Source organism: Candidatus Tisiphia endosymbiont of Parasteatoda lunata (assembly GCF_964030955.1).
In the GTDB taxonomy this organism is placed as follows: Bacteria; Pseudomonadota; Alphaproteobacteria; order Rickettsiales; family Rickettsiaceae; genus Tisiphia.
The window spans coordinates 83,575-106,584 of the sequence record NZ_OZ035003.1 but is presented as its reverse complement, the minus strand read 5'-3'; the positions used below and the strand labels follow the sequence as shown (position 1 = coordinate 106,584).

Here is a 23,010-nt window from a genome sequence, read left to right as displayed (position 1 = left end):
ACACTTAATTAGAAAGGCTCCTTTTTTGCATCATACGAATATTTTCTATACCGGTAATAGTCATTTCTGCAGAATGAAAACTCTTAAAACCAAGCATTGGCTTTGTACGTTTTTTGATAAACCTATGATCTTGTTCTACAAGATTATTCAGGTATTTGGTCTGAATAACCTTAATTTTATAATCTTTAGGAACTTCTGTATTCAAATCATTAAGAGCAGCCGTATTACTACCGCTTTTATCAATTACTACTTTCTCAGGAAAATTATTCTCTCTAAAGGCTTTACGAAAAAATGCAAGTGCTGCAGGCTTGTCTCTATGCTTACGTAGCAGAAAGTCTACAGTATTACCAAGACTATCTAGTGCTCTATATAAATAAACCCATTTACCGTTTAATTTAATATAAGTCTCATCCATTCTCCAACTACTACCAACTGGCTTCTTTCTTTTTCTAACCACCTGATCTATCAATGGTACAAATTTTATAACCCATCTTTGTAATGTAGAGTGATCAATTTTTGCTCCCCTTATACTCATCATTTCTTCCAAATCTCGATAACTTAAAGAAAATCGGCATTTCATATAGACAAATAACATTATTATTTCTGGTGAAGAACAAAATCCTTTGAAATATGATAATAATCTTGCAGTAATACGAAACATCTTAACATCTTTTTTAGATCATTATATCAATCTTTTTTCTATTGTCCAACATATGCGACAGAACCCTTGGGAATAGCTGGCAGACATAATCCTTTTTGACGGATCATGTCCTAATATCCAAGCTGGCCATGCTACCCCAATACACACCGATTTTAGAGACCTAGGCGGCATATTGATGATTAACCTCTTAATATCTCCATTCTGTACAGCCTGCAAATATTCAGCAATTAGCTCAATATGCCAATTGGCTTGATATTCTGTGCCAGGATTAATGGTATTAAATACTTTATTGATAAAACTATTAAAATCTTACCTCAATATTGCATGTAATAATTTCTTTGGATAAGTCATTGATATTTACTCAAAAATTCAGCTATAATCTCTTTATCCTCTTCTTTCATTATGGTGTTTTCATTTAAATACTCATCTTTACTGAGCTTATTTAGCTGGATAATTAAATTAACTAATTTATTCAGTGTTTCAGTAATATTCTTTTTAATTATTATCTCCCCCTTGGATTTTCTTGATTCTAGCTCGTCTAGTTCATTTTCAAGTAGAGAAATTATCTTAGTAACGAAACTATGTAATATGGTAATTGTGTCGTTTGTCATAATCTATCTCCACCATCTATAGGCTTAAGCCCAACAAGAGACCTTTTCTCGTTCAAAGTCATAAAACTAGCATTGGATATTTTAGCCCATAAATTCTCACGTTTTTCGGTCAATGCTGAAATACTATCCCGATCAAAATCAATAATAATCTCCTCCTGATACCAATGTGATAACCAATTACCTAAAGCATCTGATAATTTATCAAGCAACGGAATTAACCAGGAGTTTCGCAGTTAGCAAAATTGCGAATCAGCTAAAAGGCATCTAATGTTGTTCTGAATTGATGTTTTTATAACTTCCCAAGTTTGTTGATATAAAGTAATTTTTTCATTTATCCTCCTTTTGTTCATATCGAGCCAAGCAAATACGGCAAGGCAAATATGATTTCTCTGAGCTCGACCCGTGCGTGCCTGACAGCGTTCAATACCACAAGTTTGTTTTAATTCTCGATGATAAACTTCTATAGACCACCGTGCCTTAACAATTTTCTCTATTTGTTCACGTGTTGGATTTTCTAAGTTAGTTGTTATGTAATCAATGCGACCATTTTTTGCCACAAACTTAAATACCGTAACCCAACCGTATCCACGTAGGTGAATTTTTAGTCCCTCATCAGGAATCTCTAAACTTTCTAAGCTAACATTATGATTAACTTTTCTATTTTTTCTTAGGTTACTAACCCATGTCCAACCTAAATTACGTATATGTTTCAAATTCTCCAAACCGCTATACCACGCATCCATTACTACTGCATCAGGATTGATCCCTCTTTCCTTAGCTAAAGTAAGCATATCACAAAAATGCTCATTCTTTGTTTTTCCATCAGTTTCTTTATCATATATTCTATAATCTACAGGGGTAGATTGATCAGTTTTAGCATTGTAATGCAGTAAGTTGACCATCCCTATACCAGGTATAACATCATGTACAGCTCCAGAATATTGATAATGTACAAGCTCAATTTTCTTACTGTATTGCTTTGACAATAACGTGTCATCTCCCACTAATAAACAAGAAGCTTCCCTATCAATATATTTTGACACTTCTCTGTAGATCCCGCTAGGGCGGAAATCCTTACTATTTAACCATCGACTTGCACTATCATGAGATAGGTTTATTGGACTTACTTCAGATAATGCTTTACCACTATATCTTACGCTACTTGCTTGTAAAAATGATTTATATAAGTCTTTGCTACATTTTGATCTTGCCATGCTTAACTAAAACTCTTTCTTGCTAGATTAACATATTTTTTGCTAAGTGCGAAACTCCTGTTAACGTCTCTTCCCACAGAGCTAACCTAGCTTCTTGCATATTACTATAAGTGTTATCACCATTAATACCTAGCAATTGAGGTGGAATGCCGAAAGCTAAAGCTATTTCCCTGGCAGCAGAATTTTTTGCTTCAATAAAATCCATATCTTTTGGATTAATACTCATTTCCTGCCAATCAAGCCCGCCTTCCAAAAGAAGAGGTTTACCAGAATTATTACTACTGGTAAATTTTTCGGTAAGCTGTTCATGTAACCTGTCAAACTGTTCGTCACTAAGATAACCATTCGTTTCTTTGACTATCAACGCTCCACTTGGACGAGCCCCATTCCTCAGTAAAGAACTATTCCAACTAGTAGCTTGTGAATGTAAATCAATTGGTAAAGAAGCAGCATCAAGGCAAGATAATCCATAATACGAATTAGTAGGATGATAATTTTTTAAATGTAACACCTTACTCATTCGATTAATTGCTGAGATAGGATAAATTTTCTCTCCACTACTACTCATATATCTATACGCTACTGGATAGTTCTTATCTAATACTAACTCAGTTGCATTGCTAGGCAGTAAGTACATTTCCCGGGGGCGATTATTCATTAACGTAGCTAAAATATAGGCATTACCATATAACAGCTTACTTGCTATCACTTCACCGAAAGAAACTGGACTGATTTTTCAAGACAAATTTTTCACTAATTTTGTTTCCCATTTTACATAATTTTTAAGCTGCATTTTGTAAGTAATCAAGATACACGTTCATCGGTTTTTTATAACCAATACTTGAATGGAATCTTTGATTGTTATATTTATCCATGTATTTATCAATACCATCTTTAAGTTCTGCGATATTTTTAAAATCATTTATAAATATACAATTATATTTTAAAGTTCTAAAAAATCTTTCAATCACAATATTATCAATGCTTCTACCCTTACCGTTCATTGAGATTTGTATATTATTCTCTTTTAGAATTCCCGTATGCTCATGTCCAGTATATTGACTACCCTGATCACTATTGAATATTTGTGGTGCAGGGTATTTATTCAGTGCATCTTTTAATACATCGGTTACAAGTGATGCATCCATAGAATTAGATACTTTATAACTTAGTATTGCCTTACTATGCCAATCTATAATCGCCACAAGATACATAAATCCTCCGTTAGTTCTAATATAAGTAATGTCACCACTCCACACTTGATTAACATAAGGTACATGAATAGTTCTATTCGTTCCTGATTTGTGCCAGTACGGCTCAAGCAAATAGCTATAAATTTTATGTTGACCATCCTTCACAGAAGTAGATTGCTTTTTATGAGGATGAATAGCTTCTATACCCATTATTCCCATATATTTAAGCACCCTATCTCTGCCCACATTAAAGCCGTCTTCCAATAATTGTTTGTATATATAACGATAACCATACTCAGGGTTATCCGTATATATTTCATCTATTCTATTTAAAATATCAAGATTATATAAGCTCATTACTTTAGCTTTATAATATACTCCAGATCTGCTTATCTTTAATAGTTCACATTGCCTTGTCTTTGCTAACGTACTCAGCTTGGGGTCGACAAGACTTTTCTTATTTGATAAGTCCAAGCTGTTTAGCTTTCCCACCGCCCAGTCCCTCTCGACTGTAGCCTTACCTAATGCTTTTGCAAGTTCATCGTTTTGATTCTTAAGTTCACTAATCTGCCCTTTGTACTCACTAACAGCTTTTGCTGGCTCAAATGCCAATGACGCATTATCTAAAAATTGTCGTTTCCAGTTTTGCATAGTTTTAGCCGTTACTTCATATTTGACCGATAACTGACCTATTGTTGATTCTTCTTTTAACATCTCTAATACTATTTTAGTTTTTGCTTCTGCACTAAAATTTTTAATTTGTTTTTTACCCATTTGTTTCTCTTTAATTTTATTTATTATTCTATACTTATTGAGAAACAAAAATACCTGCTTCTTTGTCTAATTTTTTCAGTCCATTATAAAAAAATCTGCCCCTGCTTTCTCTGGATTAGGTCTTTTCAATAAATTATAAACAGGATGATTTGGTATTTTTTCCAAAGCTCCTCGATTATTTTTATTAACTATCCAAGGTACATGGCTTGCTGACTGTGCTATTAAATTCACACATCGATAAACTATAACATTTTTACGATATGCCTCTATACCAACTTTTACATCCCTAAATTCCGAATTCCCTAAAGCAGTAAAATCAATAAATGTATGTGATTTACAGGACTTAGCTTTAAAGATTTTTTTTAAATATTTTGTTATCATATTCACCTAAAATAAATAATAATTGTCACTTATAACATATTTTGTACTTGCACTAAGTATTTTGGTGCATAAATAACTTCCAAATCTTTAAATTTTACAATAGAATATGTATAATCTTAAGTTCGATGTAAGACATTGGTTTAATAGCCTAGGGTAACATCACACCCCTAACAGAGATGACACTGAGTCTAGTGTTAACTTGTTACATCGAATTCAGGGATATATAAGGAATTCAAACTAATAGAGTTATATTAATGTCTGCTCAAATAATAGAGTTGTTAATTTTTGCTGGAGTTGCTTTTATTATTATAAATAGGCTAATTGCTACTCTTGGCTCTACATCAGAGGATGATCCAGCTAAACGCAAATCTTCCTTTTTTGGTGAAACAGGAATCAAAGACGTTACTTATACAGCAAAAACTACTGCTAGTAATATTTTTAAGAATAATTTGCCTCATAGCGTGGTAAAAACCCCTACTATTAACCCTATGGAGCTTGATGGGTTAATAGTTGAAGAGAATTCCACTGCTATAATAGCTGGTCTTGAAGCTGTATTGGCTAAACTTCCATCATTTAAAGCAAGAAAATTTCTAAATAGTGCAAAAGCAGCCTTGGAACTGATTATTGAAGCCTCTAATGATGATGATATTGAAGATTTACTTACATTGGTGGATAAAAGATATATACAAGAATTCCATATTTTTTCTGAAACTTATGGAGAATTTGTCAATGGCAGCGTACTAGATGCTAGAATTTCTGAAGCTTATACATTCGCTAATAATATTTTCATAAAAGTATTATTCACAGGTGAAAAAATAACTAGTAGTATAAAATATATGCAAGAAGAATGGACGTTTTCTAGAAGCCTTATCTCGAAAAATACAGATTGGTTCTTAACTAAGGTTGATCGCTTGGAAGAGGAAAAACAGGCAGTTTCCTAACTTCTATTGATTCACTCCCAAATTTGAATATCCAATGAAGTTTCAACAAGAGTCTATTATTTTAAATAATGAACAAGATTCTATATCGTTTGCACAAACTATTGCTAAAAATTTAGAATCTAGTAAAATTATAACTTTCTCCGGTGATTTAGGCTGCGGGAAAACATTGATATGTCGAGAGATCATAAAGTATTTTTGTGGCTCTGCTACTCATATTATTAGTCCTACTTTTAATTTGCTACAAATTTATACGACATCAAAATTCACGATTTATCATTTTGATCTTTATCGTTTAAACTACTTAGAAGAAATTTATGAACTAGGTATAGAAGAAGCCCTTCAGGGTAATCTTTGTCTAATTGAATGGCCAGAACTAATTGAAAAAATATTACCTAGACCTATAACCAAAATTCATTTACAAATACTCGAAGGTAACAAACGATCTTGTAGCATTGCTTGTTTCTAATATCCTTTGACAAAGTGATGTAAAGGTGTTACATTGCACTTATGCTAAACATTAATAAAGCTATACATCATGGCAACAAAAAACCCAAGAATCAATGTAACTTTTGAAGAAACAACTGCTGGTTTACTCTCACATTTAGCTCATCAGGAGCATAAGTCTGTTGCGAGTTTAGTGCGTGAATTAGCTCTTGAAGCTTTAGAAATGCGTGAGGACTTCTATCTATCTAAAGTAGCAGAGAAACTTGATAAGGACGCTGTCAAAACTTATAGCCATGATGATACATGGAAGTAAAATATCAAGTACGTTATTTAGAAGAAGTAATAAACAAACACATTCCTTCTCTCTCTACAAAAGCTAAGGCACTTATTAAAAAAGTTATTGAAGAGCGTTTGATGATCGACCCTATTGGTTTTGGAAAACCTTTACGTTATAGCCTGAAAGGTCATAGACGCCCCCGAGTTAGCGATTATCGTATTGTCTATAGAATTGAGCCGAAAATTAAAACGATTTTTATAGTCGCTATAAAACATAGAAAAGATATATATAAAGATAATTGCAGTTATTGAAAAAGTTTTTTTATATTATACTCTGCTCGTAAATGAAGAGTTGGTAGACGAAGGTCAACTTCAAGAAGAGCTAGGAGTGTCAAAGTCGAGCAGCGGAGCGTACATTAGTACGTGAGCAGCGGAGATCTTTAGACACGACAACGCCAATTCTTGAAGTTCACCGAGTATACTCTGTCGCTTTCAATAAAAATAATTAAATGACCCTTGATAATATTATTGTATTGGTATATTTGCTATCAATACTTGTTGTTGGTACATACTATAGATCTAGACTTATAAGTTTTACAGATTATGCTACCGTTCAAGGTAAGACTAGCAATAATAAACTATTGTTGGTTGCAACTATTTTTGCTTCATCTGTTGGTGGAGGGGCTACTTTTGGTATTGCTGAAAAAGCCTTTTCCGGTGATTTATCGTATAGCTACGGACTAATACTTACTCTACCAATCGATATACTCATAGCTATTTATCTTGTACCCCAAATAACTAAACATTATGGAGCAGAAAGTGTCGGTGATATAATGGTAAAATATTATAGTATATCAGGTCGTTTTATTGCTGGCACTGCATCTGTTATGGTATCTATAGGCTTTGTTGCTGCCCAAATTAGCGTTAGTGGTTATATTTTTCAATATATTTTAAAGATTAATTATTTAGAAGGAGTAATATTAAGCTATGGAATTGTTATCATCTACACAACTATTGGTGGATTACAATCGATTATGTTTACTAATTTATTACAATTCTTTGCAATGATAATGGCTATTCCAGTTATTGCCATATGTGGTCTCAATAAAGTTGGCATTAGTGAATTTATCCAACAACTACCTAATGAAAAAGTGTATTTTATCTATAATAATAATTTTGCCAGTGAGATATTTATTAATACGATAACTGTCATGCTAGGTTTTTGTGTAATGAATTTATATCCTAATTTTATTCAGAGGGCTCTAATTAATAATAATGCAAAAAAGACTAGTACCGCTATATATATAAAATCAGTTATATATGCTATATTCTTAATATTTATCACCTTAAATGGTTTGATTGCCTATAATCTTTATCCCAATTACTCCTCTAATCTTGCATTACCACATCTAATTGATCAAATAGTGCCCTCAGGGTTACAAGGCTTTGTGATAGTTGGCTTACTTGCAGCAGTTATGTCTACTGCTGATTCTGATTTAAATGTTACCTCAATAGCTTTAGTGAAGGACTTATTAAATCCTATTTTTAAAATACAAAATCAAAAGAAATTATTGTTAATTGCTAGAATTACTAATGTCGTAATCGGCAGCTTTGCAATAATTGTTGCCTTAAAATTTAATAATGTAATTGATTTAGTAATGTTTATTACTGGATTTTGGGGACCACTAATATTAGTCCCTCTAGTATTTGCTCTTTTCAACATTACTATAATACAAAAAATGATGGTTTTATGTGGATTAAGCGGGGTCACATCTTTTCTCATTTGGACATATTTTTTCACTCATAATTCTTGTCTAAAGCCTGTCTTTGTTGGTACTATGTGCAGTTTGTTAGTCTTCTGCATAGGATTAATTACCAAAAAGCTAGGTAATTTGAAAGTTGAGCTATAAGCCTTGATAAATAAGGAGTACAGTCGTACGTACAGTTAATATTATGTCAAACTCAGGTTGTTTGGTAAATTATGTTACAAAAATCTAAACTTATAGGTAGTGAATTAATAAAATCTCATCTTGAGAATGCTCCTAATCTTCCTGGGGTTTATAAAATGCTGGGTGCTGATCAGCAAGTTATCTATGTGGGGAAAGCTAAGAATCTAAAAAAACGTCTTACTAACTATATTAAAACTGATCTTGACAATAAAACAATACGCATGGTATCTCTAACACATTATTTAGAGTATAATGTTACTAACTCCGAAATTGCAGCTTTATTACTTGAAGCACAATTAATAAAAAAGTTTCAGCCAAAATTTAACATATTACTTAAAGATGACAAATCTTTTCCCTATGTCAAATTACGTTTGGATACTGATTACCCACTATTAATTAAATATAGAGGGAAAAATTTATCTAGTGGTGAATTCTTTGGTCCGTTTGTTTCTTCAGAGCAAGTAGATACTACCCTAAAAGAATTACAAAAAATTTTTAAACTACGTTCTTGTAGTGATAATTATTTTAAGAACCGCAAGCGTCCTTGTTTACAATACCAAATTGGTAGATGCTCTGCCCCATGCGTTGGCAAAATTACTAAAGAAGATTATAGTGAGCTGGTTAGCCAAGTAAGAGACTTCTTAATTGGCAGAACTAAGGAACTACAAAAAACTCTATCTGACAAAATGGAACAATTAAGTCTACAATTACGTTTTGAAGCTGCTGCCAAAATACGAGACCGAATAAAAGCACTGAGTTATATCCAACTAAAATCAACCTTATCCAGTAGTTCTATAAAAAATGCTGATGTTATAGCTATTGTTGAAAAAAATAATTATTACTGTATCCAACTATTTGTATATAGATTCGGTCAATCTTACGGGAATATACCTTATTTCCCAATTCACACTGAAGAGAGCAACAAAGCTGAAATTCTAACACAATTTATCAATCAATTTTATCAAACTGCTCAGATTCCAGATGAGATAATTATAAATCATCCAATCATTGATCTAGAATTAGTAACTAAAGCTATTAAACAACTTAGTGCTAATAATAAATTGTCTATAATACACCCTATCCGCAGTAATAAAGTAAAATTATTAGAAAATGCTGAATTGAATGGTCAGCTAGCACTTGATCAGCATTTAAAACAATTTGCTAAAAATCAAATGATCTTTCAACAAATACAACAATTATTCAACCTACCACTACTACCAGATAGAATAGAAGTTTATGATAATAGTCACATTATGGGAACATTTGCCGTAGGTAGTATGATCGTTGCGACTAAATCCGGATTCGATAAAAAAGAATATAGGATTTTTAATATACCCACTGGAAGTGCAGATGCCAATGGGGGTGATGCCAATAGAGGTGATGATTATGAAATGCTAAGAACAGTCCTAACAAGAAGATTTACAAGATTAAAAAAAGAACCTCTAAAGAGTATAGTTAGTTTGATGATTATTGATGGAGGAAAAGGACATCTATCAGTAGTACAAAAAACAATGGCAGAATTTGATCTTGCAATTCCATTTGTTTGTATGTCAAAAGGATCTGACAGAAATGCCGGATGCGAACAATTTCATATGCCCGGTAAAGAGTCTTTTACAATCGATAAAAACCTGCCAATTATGAAATATTTACAGATTCTGCGTGATGAAGCTCATAATTTTGCTATAAAAAATCATAGGCTACGCCGTTCTAAAGCCATTAAAGTTTCTAGTCTAGATGACATAAATTCAGTTGGCCTTATCCGAAAAAAAGCCTTGTTACATTATTTTGGCTCATATAAAGCAATATGTGATGCTACTATTGAGGAATTATCTAAGGTAAAAGGTATAAGCAAAACTCTTGCAAAGCATATTTTTACATCATTACATAACAAATAACCTATAATTTCGTTACGGATTCGAGTACCGCATCATTGTCCAAATCACCAGCAGAAGTAGAGTTTCGAAAGAAGTCTATTATTAAGATTAGATAAGTCTAGAACTATACCACCCCGGTAAGCTACCTGTATCACGAGTAACAGGTAAAGCTTGTACTTTAACTACAAAAAAACATGTTAAAATTAAGATGATTCGAATAATCATTATTATCTCATAGCATATTTTTAGCCAGTTTGTCTTTTAACTACGTTAGGTGAGGCTGGAGAATAATTTTCATCATGCTTAGTTAATAACTCACGAGCTATGAATATATTACCTGATAACTTACCTACAGCTACTATCCCTTGATTCTCACGAAATAAAGCGGGTAAAACTCCTTGGTAAGATATTTCTAGGTCTTTAATGTCATCTGTAATGACAAAATGCACTTTATCAGCAGTAATTTTTCTGATTGAGCCTACTTTAACTAAGCCCCCTACTCTCAATTCTTTGCCAAGTTTTAACTCGTTAATTTTTGACGGAGGATAAAAAAATACTATACTATCTTCAAGATTGTATAATATCATATATATTCCCCCAGCACTGCATAAAAGGTAAAATAATATAAACTTTAATCTATTTTTTACCTTTTTTTGCATTACTTGATCTAACTTTAATTTTATTATAATCTAGCCAACTTGTTATTAACAATAATGCAAGAGCAGCAAAAGCAAACAGGTATGAGACTAGTAGATAATTAAACATCTTAATATCTTTTTTGATTTTGCTGCTTCACTCTAATAAAATCTATAATCTCTTGAGCAGAACTATTTAAGTAAAAATGCTTCATATATTTCCCTTGTTGATCCATTAAATAACTAAAAGAAGAATGATCAATCATATAATTTTCACCATCATTTGCTTTAGCATAATACACTTTAAACTTATCAGCAACCTCTTTAATTTGTTGTTCATTACCTGTTAAACCAATAAATTTAGAATTAAAATGCTTTAAATATTCTTTAAGCACTGCTGGAGTATCACGCTGAGGATCTACAGTAATAAAAACAAATTCAACATCAATTTTATATTTATCAAGAGTATTAATGACCTCTGTTAATTTTTGCAAAGAAGTAGGACAAATATCAGGGCAATAAGTAAAACCAAAATAAATTAAACTTAATTTTCCTTTCAAATTATCACTATTAAAAGTCTTGCCGTCTTGATCAGTTAGCTCAAAGTTTCCACCAATTTGCACGTCAATATTATCCTCTCCTCCCTTCCCAGCAAGGGGTTTTTGCGGTATATCAAAAGATAACCAAAAATACAATGACGTAATAGTTATCAATAAACCTACTACTAAGATAATTTTTATAACAATATTAGCCTGACAATTCGAATTAATATTACATTTTTTTTGCATTGTATTCTTCACCTTTGCGATACTATTTTTTTATAACAGACTGCTTATTCAATATTTGTGCTACTTCTAATGCAGCATAGCTAACAATGCCCTTTGCTCCAGCACGCTTAAAACATACCAATGATTCTATTATGCTTGCTTGCCAATTTAAGGCATTGGCATCTGCCGCAAATCTTAACATGGAATATTCACCACTTACCTGATAAGCAAATATAGTAGTATTAAAGTTATTGGCCGCTTGTGCTATGACGTCCAAAAACATCATACCAGGTTTAATCATAATCATATCTGCACCTTCGGCAAGATCATGTTCTATCTCTAACATAGCTTCTCTGCTATTACGTACGTCCATTTGGTAGGTCGCTTTATTTAGATAAGCTGTCTTATTATTGTTCAATGCATCTCTGAATGGACCATAAAAACTTGAAGCATATTTTACCGCATAAGATAGTATATTAACGTTAATAAACCCTTCTGAATCTAGTATTTGACGTATGCCCATAATCCTACCATCCATCATATCAGATGGGGCTACAATATCTACCCCAGCTTTTGCTAAAACTAAAGCTTGGTTGCACAAAGCTTTAACCGTTCTATCATTATCTACATCCCCATTATGTAGAATACCATCATGTGCATGGGTAGTGTAAGGATCTAGGGCAACATCACATATTATACCAATATCGATGTTGGCATTTTTTATACTTCGTATAGTTCTACACATTAAATTATCTAGATTATATGCTTCATCAGCATTATCGCTTTTTAATTTTGCATCTATACAAGGGAAGAGTATTATAGCATTTATGCCATTTTCATAAGCCTGCCTAGCCGTCAACACTACTTGATCAATAGATAATCTATATACGCCAGGCATAGTTTTGATCTCTTGACGCTGGTTCTCGCCCTCAACCACAAATAATGCTAGCACTAAATCATCCACGCCAAGACTATTCTCCTCTACTAATTCTCTTAGCCACCGCGTTTTTCTATTTCTTCTTAATCTTATTGTTGGGTACATCACTTTTCCACGTTTTTTTGTTTAATAGCACTAGTCTATTATTTTTCATTCAAAGCCGCAAGTAGGCTTTTAATTACCCTGTCTTAGTGTTTACTTCATAACTTCTAGTTACTACTTATATCACAATTAATGCACCCACTAAGCGATATTTAACATTTAATCGATAAAAATTATCATTTTCTTCACTTAACCTGATAATTCAATGATCTTTAGTCTTTAAAGACTCTCCTGTTCTTAATTACTTTGTTTTTATTATAGTAAGATTAAGCCAAATCACAGTACTTCTTTTCCATTAATCCTTTCCAAGCAAATTTTTTCCGTCACTGTTTTTAATTTTTTAACTCTATCAATAAGGTAAAGTAGCTGTTCTTTAATTATGTATGGACCTACCCAACAATGCAAGAAAAAAATAATATATAACAGCAAAAAAATCGAATGCAGTCATGTATCCGGCTTATAGACAATAAATCAAGCAATTTATCCTATAGCCCTGATGGAATTCGCTGGCTTACAAACTTATACTTATTATTTTATCGACTTATAAATAGCCCTTAGCTAAATCAGTTTTTTTGTAAGCTAAGGTTCGTCTTAGTTACCATCAATATTATCATTCTTCGCATATTCCGGATTGGAATTTGTTAAACTTCTATTACCTATAATGTCATTTCATCAATTATTTGGAGTAGTTTTTTAATTACAAACTTTACTCTCGGTATAATCATCACCTGAACTAAGTAATGCAAATACCACCCTTGCTAGCTTATTAGCTACCGCGACAACTGTTTTATTATGACCGTTTCTCTCAGATAAATTAAACATCCACTCAGTAAACTTGCTATAATCTTTTTTAGATTTTTGTTCTTCCGTGGTAAATCTTATCTTGCTATTCAGAATGGATCTTGCCCCTTGAATTAAAAAAGTACGTAAATAGATATCACCTCTTTTACTAATACCAAGCAACTTATTTTTGCCACCACTAGAGTGTTGCCTTGGCACTAATCCCAGCCATGCTGATAGTTGCCTACCATTTTCAAAACAACTAGCATTACCTATTGAGGCTATTAAGGCTGTGGCAGTTATTAAACCTATACCTGGTATCATCATTAGTTGTTGGTGATTACTATACTGGCTAGCTATGATTTTTAATCGTTGTTCTAGCTCTTTTATTTTTTTATCATTTTCTACAAATTCTTCTTTTAACTCACTAAATGTTTGGTAGCTTAGCTGACTTAAATGCCCTTCGTCTAAAATCTCAGTTAATTTTGTTATAATCTTATTGATTCCTTGCGGAATAGTAAAACCAAATTCATATAATAGCCCTCTAATCTCATTAGCAAGTGCAGTACGATTTTTTACCAATCTCTGTCTTACCCTATGAATAAATAAAATATCTTGTTGCTCTACAGTTTTAATGGGTACAAACCTCATACTAGGTCTTGCTACTGCCTCACATATTCCTTCTGCATCAGCTTGATCATTTTTATTGGTTTTGACATAAGGCTTAACAAACTGTGGTGCCATTAGTTTTACATTATGACCTAATTTTATTAATTCTCTTGCCCAATAGCTAGCTCCACCGCAAGCTTCCATGCCTACTAGACATTTTGGTACGTTAGCCATAAAAGTTAAAACCTGTTCTCTCATTAATTTCTTCTTTAATATTGTCTTGCCATTTTTATCTACACCGTGAATTTGAAAAATTCTTTTTGCAATATCTATACCAATTGTGGTAACTTCCATATGGACCTCCTTATTGTTGTTTAGGATTCATTTCCTATCCTAGAAGATTAGCATACGCTTCTCATTCTGTATATAGGGTAGGTCCATACCATTATTTTATAATCTTTGTTATAACGAGCTTCAATATAAGCCTGTTCAAGTAATCTAAAACATTGCCTTTGTTCAATGCTGGAATGAGGAAATATTTGCCATAGTTCTTCATTGTAATTTCCAGCTATGCTACCTAATTTTCGTATATCGTGCAGTTTCGGTTTATAACCGGAAAAAACTAACAGGATAGCATTATAAAAACTTTCGGTAGTTTGATGAAGGTAAAAAGCTGATAAAGCATAATCTTTTCTTTCTAATGGATATTTACAATCAATAAAAAAACCTTTGCCTCTTGCAAACCAGTATTCATAATCCTCTTTAGCTATTTGTCTTCTTTCTTCCCATGGTAAATTTTTAGCTTCTGCCAGCTGAAATTCACCGCTATCATATAAAAGAATTCCTTCTTTTTTTATATCGGAAAAGAAATAATGCCCCTTCTCTAACTGACTATTTACCGTCTTAATTGATTCTAGCACCAAAGTTACCCATAACTCAAAAGGACTTCTTAATGATTTTTTTCCAACCTTTTTTCTATTTTGTCTTCTATTACTAACCCGGCAAGACCGGCATGTTTGCCTTTTTTCATGACTAACATAATATCGAGATCACTTTGATAGCTATAGGTAATATGACCTTTTTTATACTCATCTTGTACCCAATCTCCCCTAGCATAAGAGCCAAATAAAATAATCATCGCTATCTTATCTTTTCCAACTGCTAAAATTTCTTTTACAATCTCATCAAGCTTTTCTTGAATTATCATAGAACGGCTAGGTAAGGTAGTTTTCATATAGATTTATCGTTATATTTTGAGAATATATTATATAATTTTACTTATTTTGTTGGCAATTTAACTAGAAGATTCCTTAAAAATTTGCTTTATGCATAATTATCTCCAATCAATATGTTTTAACATAAACTTGTTGATATATATCAAAGCCAGCTGGATTTAGCTTGTAATCAATTTCTGCTTGCTCTAAATATTTTAATGTTTTAATGCAATCTTCTAAGTTAACCTTATTTAGAGCTTGCTTAAAATTTGGCACATATTTATAGAAAATTGGTGGAGATACTGATTTTATAGCCATATCTATATTAACACCCATTGCTAATTTATTCAATACAGTGTATAGATTTAGATAATACCTGATTAATGCTCTGATAATTAGCACTTCATTAATATTTTGTTGTTTTAGTTTGGTGAATTCTTGTAAAAAATTATCAAGATTTCCTGAGGAAAAATAAACGCATAAATTATCCCCATTCCCTGTAAAATCATCACTAACTACAGCTAGTGCGTCATCCAAGGTGATTTGATCTTTATCAAATGTAAAATATATTAACTTATTGATTTCATTAATTAGTGTTTGATGGTCACCTTTTAAACGATCTGTTAAATAGTTAACAGTATCTTCACTTATAACCTTACCAACACTGTTACATTTTTGTAAAATTATCTTAGTAATTTTGTGTTCATCATCGTGATAGCAAGCTAGAGAAGCTAAATAAGTTTCAGTTTCAAAAAACTTACGTATACTAGAAGCAGCTGATAATTCATCAGCAATAAAAACTAAGAAATGCAATGACTCTTTACTGAGAGCTAGTTTTAAAGATTTATCTATAGACTCACCAACTGACCTTACTATAATCAATTGTTTTTGCATAAAGAAATTTTGGGTATTAACTAAAGTCTCGAGAGATCGATTTTTAATTTCAGAATATTCTATAGAGGTTTTTAGTAAGTCAAATTTCTTCACTAAAGTCTTACAAACTTTATCAATGTACCCTTTATCTGGACCATAAAGCAACAGAGCCTTAATTTGTCCATTTTCTACCTTATCAAGTAGCTGAATGATTTGTGATAGGTAAAGCTTCATCTTTAATTCTATTTTGTTAAAACAAACTGATTCTTTTTGGTAATTTTGTCGTCAAAATTTGCTTCCGTTCCTCACGTACATTAAGTACGTTGCGGTACTCAGCTACATTTCTCCTAAAAATTCCTCAAAAATTATTCAGTTCGTAGGCACTCTCTTAAAATATAAAATTAATCTTGCTAGGATATCATCTGCTCCTTGTTTTGTAAGGTCTTTCAATGCTACTTCTTCATCTATATAGCTATGATATGGTAAAGCAGCTGTACTATAAGAGGTTATATGACTAAATGTTCCTGTTGTCACTTCTCTATTAGTAACAATATCAACTAACCTATATTGAACAGTTTGACTGATTGCTTCTCTTAACACATCAGAATTCTTTTGAAGAATCAGTGATAAACGTTTGTTGGTAAATTTTACCTTTAATAAATACTTTGTTGTGGCTGTTGTAGACCTTGGTAAAATACTCGATAAATAGTAACAAAATTCTGCACCTTCAATAGATGCTATTGGTTCAATTGCAATGCTACTTAATTGGCTTAATTCCTGCGTGCTATATTTATTACTATATACAGGTTTTAAACTACAAGAGGTAAATAAAAATAAGTAAGCAAGAGCTAATAATAAATTTAAACGTACCATATTATATTTACCATTTTTAACTATTAGCTACCTCCTGAGATTGTCCACTATCATTGTTATTTACCTTACGTTTATTATAGTTACGTACTCTAGAGGGGCGAGAATAATTTGATTTTTTCTCAATATATTTACGGCTTGACTTATTGGTGTCAAGGTCATTATCTCCGTTATCCGATTCATTTACCACTACTGGCTTATTAGTTTCTTTAATAGCATCAATTACCTCTTTATCAATTTTTTCTATATCCTTATTTGATTCACTACTAGTTTCTAATTTATTAGGTATTTTCCATTTTTGCTTCTTCTTGTTAGGAACAGGAGTCTCTTTAATACTCTTTTCTTCTTGATAATTAGAGGACTGATTCTGAATTAATGGCTTATTACCAGTTTCTGTATGGCTAGATTTCTTCGGCAATTTTATTTTTTCAATTGAATAATTATCAGAAGTGGCAGAAGGATCAACGTGGAATTTTAACTTTAAATTATATTTGTCTTCAATTAGAGATATTTCTGAACGTTTATTATTCAGTAAATAGATAACTGAATGAATATTAGCAAAAATATTTACTAAATCAATATTTTCATTAAAAATTTCATTTTCTACCGTACGTAGAATCAACATAGCATTTGACTCATCTGCCCTAACAAGACCCTTACCGTTACAATATGAACAAATCGATGAATTTGATTCCAAAAATGAGGGGCTTAATCTTTGACGAGACATCTCAAGCAAACCAAATTGACTAATATGAGCAGTTTGAATTCTTGCACGATCTCTACTTAAAAATTCCTTAAAAGACCTCTCGACAATCCTACGATTTCTAGCCTCATACATATCGATAAAATCAATAACCACTAAGCCTGATAAATCTCTTAATTTAATTTGCCTAGCAATTTCTCTAGCAGCTTCTAAGTTACTCTTTAATGCCGTTTCTTCAATATTTTTTTCAGAAGTTGCTTTTCCTGAATTAACATCAATTGAAATAAGTGCTTCTGTTGGATTTATCACTATATAACCACCAGAAGGTAAAGCAAAAACCGGTTGGTATAGTTTTGCTAGTTGTTCCTCAACAGCAAATTTTGTAAAAATTGGTACCTTATTTTTGTATTCTTTGAGCTTAACCAAATCAATAGGTAATATATCCTTCATGAATTTCACAGCATTTTGATAAGCCCCACTACCTTGTATTATCAACTCTTTAACAGTAGGATCACACATATCTCTTATGACTTTTTGAATTAGACCATCTTCTTCATGTATAAAACAGGGAGCTACAGATTTAAGAGTATTCTCCCTAATTTTATTCCATAATCTTGCTAAATAATCATAATCTCTTTTTATGTCTAAAGTAGTACAGCCAGCACCAGCTGTACGAATTATGATACTTGACCCACTACTGTTATTATTTGCAGTTATTTTACTGACTATATTCTTAAGCCTTTTTCGCTCATCAGCATTGGATATCTTCCGCGATACACCATTCTGCAATGGAGTATTAGCCATCAGAACGCAATACTTTCCCGCAAGAGATATAAAGGTTGTAAATGATGCACCTTTATTAGCTCTTTCCTCTTTTGTAACTTGAACAAGCATAACTTGTCCTTTTTTTATTACTTCTTGAATTTTGTATTGCTTTTGTTTATTGTCTTCCTCTCTATCACTTTTGTCTACACTTATTGTTTCAATATCATTATCTAAGACATCCAAATTAAATTCTACCTGAATTTTTTCGTCCACTAATCTTTCTATAGCATTTAAATCAATTTCTTCACTATCTATTATTGGATTATAATCCCTCTTTGTTTCAGATTCTACAAAATCATCTTGGGTAATATCTAAAAGAGAAATTTCTTGTAATTTATTTATAGAAGTCAAAGATTTAAGATCAGATACTGGTACATTATAATAATATGGATGAATTTCATTGAAAGGCAAGAATCCGCTTTTGTCCGGACCATAATCTATAAAGGCAGCCTGCAACGCTGCTTCAACTCTTATAACTTTTGCAAGATATATATTACCTTTGATTTGTTGTTTTATGGCTGTTTCATATTCAATATCCTCGATATTGTTACTATGATTCAGTAAAACCACCCTTGTTTCATTAGGGAAGTTAGCATCAACTATAATTTTTTTACTCATTAATTTTTTACTCGTAAATTTCTAGGTATACTCTTCTGCTCCTACGAATTGTTTTTTGAAAATATCATGGATTTGCATGCGTAACTCCTAGCATACTCACCATTCATTTTCGAATCCAATTCTTCAAATCATTTGAGTATATATCTCTAAGCTCTGTAAATTTAGCAACATTAGAGAATATTATAACAAATTTAAAACTTAATATTAAGTTTTAATGAGAAAACATTTAACAAGTACATTAACCTAACAAATAACTAAAAAACTCTACTTAACCTAAATTCGATATAACATTACTATGCCATTGATCATTCCTAGCTAAAAGCGGAAATCCATGATACCTAACAGTTATTCAGGCTGTTTGGATTCTACAGTGAAGCGGGGATGACATCGAGAACTATTATACCTACTTGGTTATATAATATTTTATTAATGGTCAAAATAACAAATTAATTAGACAAATCATAATGAGTGATATAATGTACTTTTGGTTATATAAAAACCTCTGAAACGCCTCTCAACTAACAAAATTTATATACGATGTAATCTAGTTTAGCAAACAATTATTTATGACCCAAAATAATCATTTAAAAACAGTTCTGCTATTGTTTCTTAGCGTATTTCTTTTTGCATGTATCACTTACATCAATGCAATTATAATGCCAAGTTTTCTGCTAAGTAAAGGCTTATCTGGGGAGGAACTAAACCATATCGAATCAATCGAAATGTTAGGTTATATAATAGCTGGTTTATTCTTAACTCCATTAATTAACAAAATCAGTGATAACAAAACTACCATTATTAGTTTAGTTATACTTATAATAGGTATATTAAACATAATTATGATGCAGGACTACACACTCCTTAGAATCAATTTTATTGTAATGGCCTCTGCATACTACACTTATATAACCATAACTATCATAAAAATTATAGAATCTACCAATAATTACAAATATTTCTCTCTTATCATTTTTTCTTTGTTATGGATAGCTGGGTATTTTGCAGTTAATTCACTAACCGACTTTCTCGTATCAGCCATAAACGGTTTATTATTATGCATATTACTTTATAGTTTCATTATTATAACTTGCTTACAAAGAGAGAGTGTTAATAAAAATACAACTTTAGTTTCTAGGTTTTCATTCTTAATAGAAAATATAGAATTACAGATACTAACAGGCTTTATGGTATCTTACATTACTTTCGATATATTGTGGTATTATGAAGAATTTGCATTGGAAAAACATCTTCCTGTATCAAAGATAGAATCTATTACACATTCTACACTTATAAGCATATTTTTCTTGATATCACCTGTTATTCTATTATTAAAAATAATCAATAAATATCTTGCTAACTTAATATTGATAATTATCCTTTTAGTCAGCTTTATTCTTTTACCGAATTATGGGGTAACTTTAATAGGTAATATCTATCTCCTTTCTACAATTGGCGTATGTTTATGTGCTATTTTTATTTGTAACATATTAATATTATCCAATAAATTCGAGACACAAGATTTTAGAACCGCACTTGTAATATATTTAACTATGTGTGCTATTGGTGCGTATTCTGGAGCTTTATCTTCATATATATCTTATGGTCTTTCTGATGAACAAGGTTTTTTATTTTCTACATTTAGCGTTGTTGGAACTTTTGTACTTTATTATTCTTGGTATTTTTTTAAACGGAAATTGTACAGGTGGTAGGGGTATAATCTAAACAGTTTCCCAAGACTAAATTGCTACTCGGAGTACGAGTGTCAAGTACTGGAGCGTACAACTAGTCACACTACTGGACAACTAGTACATGAGGAGCGGAGATATTTGGTCGCGAGAACGCCAATTCTTACAGTTCACCGAGTATACTAGTGATCCACACGGGTAAAGCCTGTACGGGGATGACATCAAACCTATTACATCGAACTCAGGTTTAAGTTGCTATGAAGATTTATGAAAAAAATAAGACTTGACCAATATCTAGTAGAATCCAAATTAGTTGATGATATTAACATTGCACGAAGCTTAATAATACAAGGCAAAGTATATGTTAATCAGCAGCAAAATACTAAACCAGGTACTGGCATATCAACTGATACTCGTGATATTATTATAAAACGCCCGATACATGATTATGTATCACGAGGGGCGTTAAAGTTGATTGCTGCTCTAGACCCATTTCAATATTGACCCACAAGGGCTAGTCTGTCTAGATATAGGCTCTAGTACTGGTGGTTTTACTGAGGTGTTGCTCCGTAGGAATGCTGAAAAGATTTTTGCAGTAGATGTAGGATATGGTGAACTACATCATAAGCTACGTAGTCTGTCCGGCAAAACTCTATAAGTCTTATAGATAATAGGGTTTAATGGCAGAAAATAATAAAGAAATCCATAAGAAAATGTTAAAATAATGGTATGGACCTACCCTATATACAGAATGAGAAGCGTATGCTAATCTTCTAGGATAGGAAATGAATCCTAAACAACAATAAGGAGGTCCATATGGAAGTTACCACAATTGGTATAGATATTGCAAAAAGAATTTTTCAAATTCACGGTGTAGATAAAAATGGCAAGACAATATTAAAGAAGAAATTAATGAGAGAACAGGTTTTAACTTTTATGGCTAACGTACCAAAATGTCTAGTAGGCATGGAAGCTTGCGGTGGAGCTAGCTATTGGGCAAGAGAATTAATAAAATTAGGTCATAATGTAAAACTAATGGCACCACAGTTTGTTAAGCCTTATGTCAAAACCAATAAAAATGATCAAGCTGATGCAGAAGGAATATGTGAGGCAGTAGCAAGACCTAGTATGAGGTTTGTACCCATTAAAACTGTAGAGCAACAAGATATTTTATTTATTCATAGGGTAAGACAGAGATTGGTAAAAAATCGTACTGCACTTGCTAATGAGATTAGAGGGCTATTATATGAATTTGGTTTTACTATTCCGCAAGGAATCAATAAGATTATAACAAAATTAACTGAGATTTTAGACGAAGGGGATTTAAGTCAGCTAAGCTACCAAACATTTAGTGAGTTAAAAGAAGAATTTGTAGAAAATGATAAAAAAATAAAAGAGCTAGAACAACGATTAAAAATCATAGCTAGCCAGTATAGTAATCACCAACAACTAATGATGATACCAGGTATAGGTTTAATAACTGCCACAGCCTTAATAGCCTCAATAGGTAATGCTAGTTGTTTTGAAAATGGTAGGCAATTATCAGCATGGCTGGGATTAGTGCCAAGGCAACACTCTAGTGGTGGCAAAAATAAGTTGCTTGGTATTAGTAAAAGAGGTGATATCTATTTACGTACTTTGTTAATTCAAGGGGCAAGATCCATTCTGAATAGCAAGATAAGATTTACCACGGAAGAACAAAAATCTAAAAAAGATTATAGCAAGTTTACTGAGTGGATGTTTAATTTATCTGAGAGAAACGGTCATAATAAAACAGTTGTCGCGGTAGCTAATAAGCTAGCAAGGGTGGTATTTGCATTACTTAGTTCAGGTGATGATTATACCGAGAGTAAAGTTTGTAGTTAAAAAACTACTCCAAATAATTGATGAAATGACATTATAGGTAATAGAAGTTTAACAAATTCCAATCCGGAATATGCGAAGAATGATAATATTGATGGTAAATAAGACGAACCTTAGCTTACAAAAAAACTGATTTAGCTAAGGGCTATTTATAAGTCGATAAAATAATAAGTATAAGTTTGTAAGCCAGCGAATTCCATCAGGGCTATAG

The 23,010-nt window shown here is 32.0% G+C and carries 22 protein-coding genes and 3 pseudogenes; 9 read left to right on the top strand and 16 right to left on the bottom strand.

Annotation, left to right across the window (positions count from 1 at the left end; all coding sequences use genetic code 11):
• Positions 1–4: 4 nt before the first annotated feature.
• The 7 genes and pseudogenes from AAHN00_RS00585 to AAHN00_RS00555 all read right to left on the bottom strand — a co-directional run bounded on the left by AAHN00_RS00585 (position 5) and on the right by AAHN00_RS00555 (position 4,834).
• The gene (locus AAHN00_RS00585) at positions 5–661 is read right to left on the bottom strand and encodes an IS6 family transposase (RefSeq protein ID WP_342271797.1); all 657 of its coding nucleotides are present in this window, start codon (positions 659–661) and stop codon (positions 5–7) included.
• Between the two features lie 347 nt (positions 662–1,008).
• The gene (locus AAHN00_RS00580; protein WP_342271796.1) at positions 1,009–1,272 is read right to left on the bottom strand and encodes a hypothetical protein; all 264 of its coding nucleotides are present in this window, start codon (positions 1,270–1,272) and stop codon (positions 1,009–1,011) included.
• Positions 1,269–1,490 (bottom strand): annotated as a pseudogene (locus tag AAHN00_RS00575) (phage portal protein); the annotation flags it as partial. The gene AAHN00_RS00580 and the pseudogene AAHN00_RS00575, both read right to left, overlap by 4 nt.
• A gap of 15 nt (positions 1,491–1,505) precedes the next feature.
• Positions 1,506–2,486, bottom strand: a complete 981-nt coding sequence (locus AAHN00_RS00570) for a transposase (RefSeq protein ID WP_342271025.1) — start codon at positions 2,484–2,486, stop codon at positions 1,506–1,508.
• Between the two features lie 61 nt (positions 2,487–2,547).
• Positions 2,548–3,204 (bottom strand): annotated as a pseudogene (locus AAHN00_RS00565) (phage portal protein); the annotation flags it as partial.
• A gap of 64 nt (positions 3,205–3,268) precedes the next feature.
• Positions 3,269–4,453 carry an IS3 family transposase gene (locus tag AAHN00_RS00560; RefSeq protein ID WP_342270912.1) on the bottom strand — a complete coding sequence of 395 codons (1,185 nt, stop codon included), beginning with the start codon at positions 4,451–4,453 and terminating at the stop codon, positions 3,269–3,271.
• 75 nt (positions 4,454–4,528) lie between these two features.
• Positions 4,529–4,834, bottom strand: a complete 306-nt coding sequence (locus AAHN00_RS00555; RefSeq protein ID WP_410521400.1) for a phage portal protein — start codon at positions 4,832–4,834, stop codon at positions 4,529–4,531.
• A 254-nt stretch (positions 4,835–5,088) separates the two neighbouring features.
• Here AAHN00_RS00555 and AAHN00_RS00550 point away from each other — a divergent pair, with 254 nt between their 5' ends.
• The 6 genes from AAHN00_RS00550 (at position 5,089) to uvrC (ending at position 10,339) form a co-directional block, all read left to right on the top strand.
• On the top strand, positions 5,089–5,775 hold the full coding sequence (locus AAHN00_RS00550) for a hypothetical protein (RefSeq protein WP_342271795.1): 687 nt from the start codon (positions 5,089–5,091) through the stop codon (positions 5,773–5,775).
• 34 nt (positions 5,776–5,809) lie between these two features.
• Complete coding sequence (gene tsaE, locus AAHN00_RS00545; RefSeq protein WP_342271794.1) at positions 5,810–6,241, top strand: tRNA (adenosine(37)-N6)-threonylcarbamoyltransferase complex ATPase subunit type 1 TsaE; 432 nt, start codon at positions 5,810–5,812, stop codon at positions 6,239–6,241.
• A gap of 69 nt (positions 6,242–6,310) precedes the next feature.
• Positions 6,311–6,532 carry a DUF6290 family protein gene (locus tag AAHN00_RS00540; RefSeq protein ID WP_341751813.1) on the top strand — a complete coding sequence of 74 codons (222 nt, stop codon included), beginning with the start codon at positions 6,311–6,313 and terminating at the stop codon, positions 6,530–6,532.
• On the top strand, positions 6,523–6,807 hold the full coding sequence (locus tag AAHN00_RS00535; protein WP_342271793.1) for a type II toxin-antitoxin system RelE/ParE family toxin: 285 nt from the start codon (positions 6,523–6,525) through the stop codon (positions 6,805–6,807). The genes AAHN00_RS00540 and AAHN00_RS00535 overlap by 10 nt, the downstream gene beginning before the upstream one ends.
• Before the next feature lie 197 nt (positions 6,808–7,004).
• Positions 7,005–8,405 carry a sodium:solute symporter family protein gene (locus AAHN00_RS00530; RefSeq protein WP_342271792.1) on the top strand — a complete coding sequence of 467 codons (1,401 nt, stop codon included), beginning with the start codon at positions 7,005–7,007 and terminating at the stop codon, positions 8,403–8,405.
• 71 nt (positions 8,406–8,476) lie between these two features.
• On the top strand, positions 8,477–10,339 hold the full coding sequence (uvrC, locus tag AAHN00_RS00525) for an excinuclease ABC subunit UvrC (protein WP_342271791.1): 1,863 nt from the start codon (positions 8,477–8,479) through the stop codon (positions 10,337–10,339).
• 224 nt (positions 10,340–10,563) lie between these two features.
• Here the strand turns inward: uvrC and ccmE are convergent, their stop codons facing one another.
• From ccmE to AAHN00_RS00480, 9 genes are all read right to left on the bottom strand, one after another.
• Entirely contained in the window at positions 10,564–10,977 is a 414-nt protein-coding gene (ccmE, locus tag AAHN00_RS00520; RefSeq protein ID WP_341751809.1) for a cytochrome c maturation protein CcmE, read from the bottom strand.
• Positions 10,978–11,084: 107 nt separating this feature from the next.
• Positions 11,085–11,741, bottom strand: a complete 657-nt coding sequence (locus AAHN00_RS00515; RefSeq protein WP_341755841.1) for an SCO family protein — start codon at positions 11,739–11,741, stop codon at positions 11,085–11,087.
• 22 nt (positions 11,742–11,763) lie between these two features.
• Complete coding sequence (hemB, locus tag AAHN00_RS00510) at positions 11,764–12,762, bottom strand: porphobilinogen synthase (RefSeq protein ID WP_341751806.1); 999 nt, start codon at positions 12,760–12,762, stop codon at positions 11,764–11,766.
• A 690-nt stretch (positions 12,763–13,452) separates the two neighbouring features.
• Positions 13,453–14,502, bottom strand: a complete 1,050-nt coding sequence (locus tag AAHN00_RS00505; RefSeq protein WP_342271790.1) for an IS110 family transposase — start codon at positions 14,500–14,502, stop codon at positions 13,453–13,455.
• A 47-nt stretch (positions 14,503–14,549) separates the two neighbouring features.
• On the bottom strand, positions 14,550–15,068 hold the full coding sequence (locus tag AAHN00_RS00500; RefSeq protein WP_342272711.1) for a HEPN domain-containing protein: 519 nt from the start codon (positions 15,066–15,068) through the stop codon (positions 14,550–14,552).
• A gap of 29 nt (positions 15,069–15,097) precedes the next feature.
• Entirely contained in the window at positions 15,098–15,382 is a 285-nt protein-coding gene (locus AAHN00_RS00495; protein ID WP_342271789.1) for a nucleotidyltransferase domain-containing protein, read from the bottom strand.
• Between the two features lie 109 nt (positions 15,383–15,491).
• Positions 15,492–16,469, bottom strand: a complete 978-nt coding sequence (gene holA, locus AAHN00_RS00490) for a DNA polymerase III subunit delta (protein WP_342271788.1) — start codon at positions 16,467–16,469, stop codon at positions 15,492–15,494.
• Positions 16,470–16,604: 135 nt separating this feature from the next.
• Positions 16,605–17,108, bottom strand: coding sequence for a hypothetical protein (locus AAHN00_RS00485; RefSeq protein WP_342271787.1), 504 nt, complete (start codon positions 17,106–17,108; stop codon positions 16,605–16,607).
• Between the two features lie 16 nt (positions 17,109–17,124).
• Positions 17,125–19,251 carry an Rne/Rng family ribonuclease gene (locus AAHN00_RS00480; RefSeq protein WP_342271786.1) on the bottom strand — a complete coding sequence of 709 codons (2,127 nt, stop codon included), beginning with the start codon at positions 19,249–19,251 and terminating at the stop codon, positions 17,125–17,127.
• Between the two features lie 566 nt (positions 19,252–19,817).
• Here AAHN00_RS00480 and AAHN00_RS00475 point away from each other — a divergent pair.
• From AAHN00_RS00475 to AAHN00_RS00465, 3 genes and pseudogenes are all read left to right on the top strand, one after another.
• The gene (locus AAHN00_RS00475) at positions 19,818–20,960 is read left to right on the top strand and encodes an MFS transporter (RefSeq protein ID WP_342271785.1); all 1,143 of its coding nucleotides are present in this window, start codon (positions 19,818–19,820) and stop codon (positions 20,958–20,960) included.
• Positions 20,961–21,203: 243 nt separating this feature from the next.
• A pseudogene (locus tag AAHN00_RS00470) lies at positions 21,204–21,570 on the top strand (SAM-dependent methyltransferase); the annotation flags it as partial.
• Between the two features lie 182 nt (positions 21,571–21,752).
• The gene (locus AAHN00_RS00465; protein ID WP_342271079.1) at positions 21,753–22,802 is read left to right on the top strand and encodes an IS110 family transposase; all 1,050 of its coding nucleotides are present in this window, start codon (positions 21,753–21,755) and stop codon (positions 22,800–22,802) included.
• Positions 22,803–23,010: the final 208 nt, after the last annotated feature.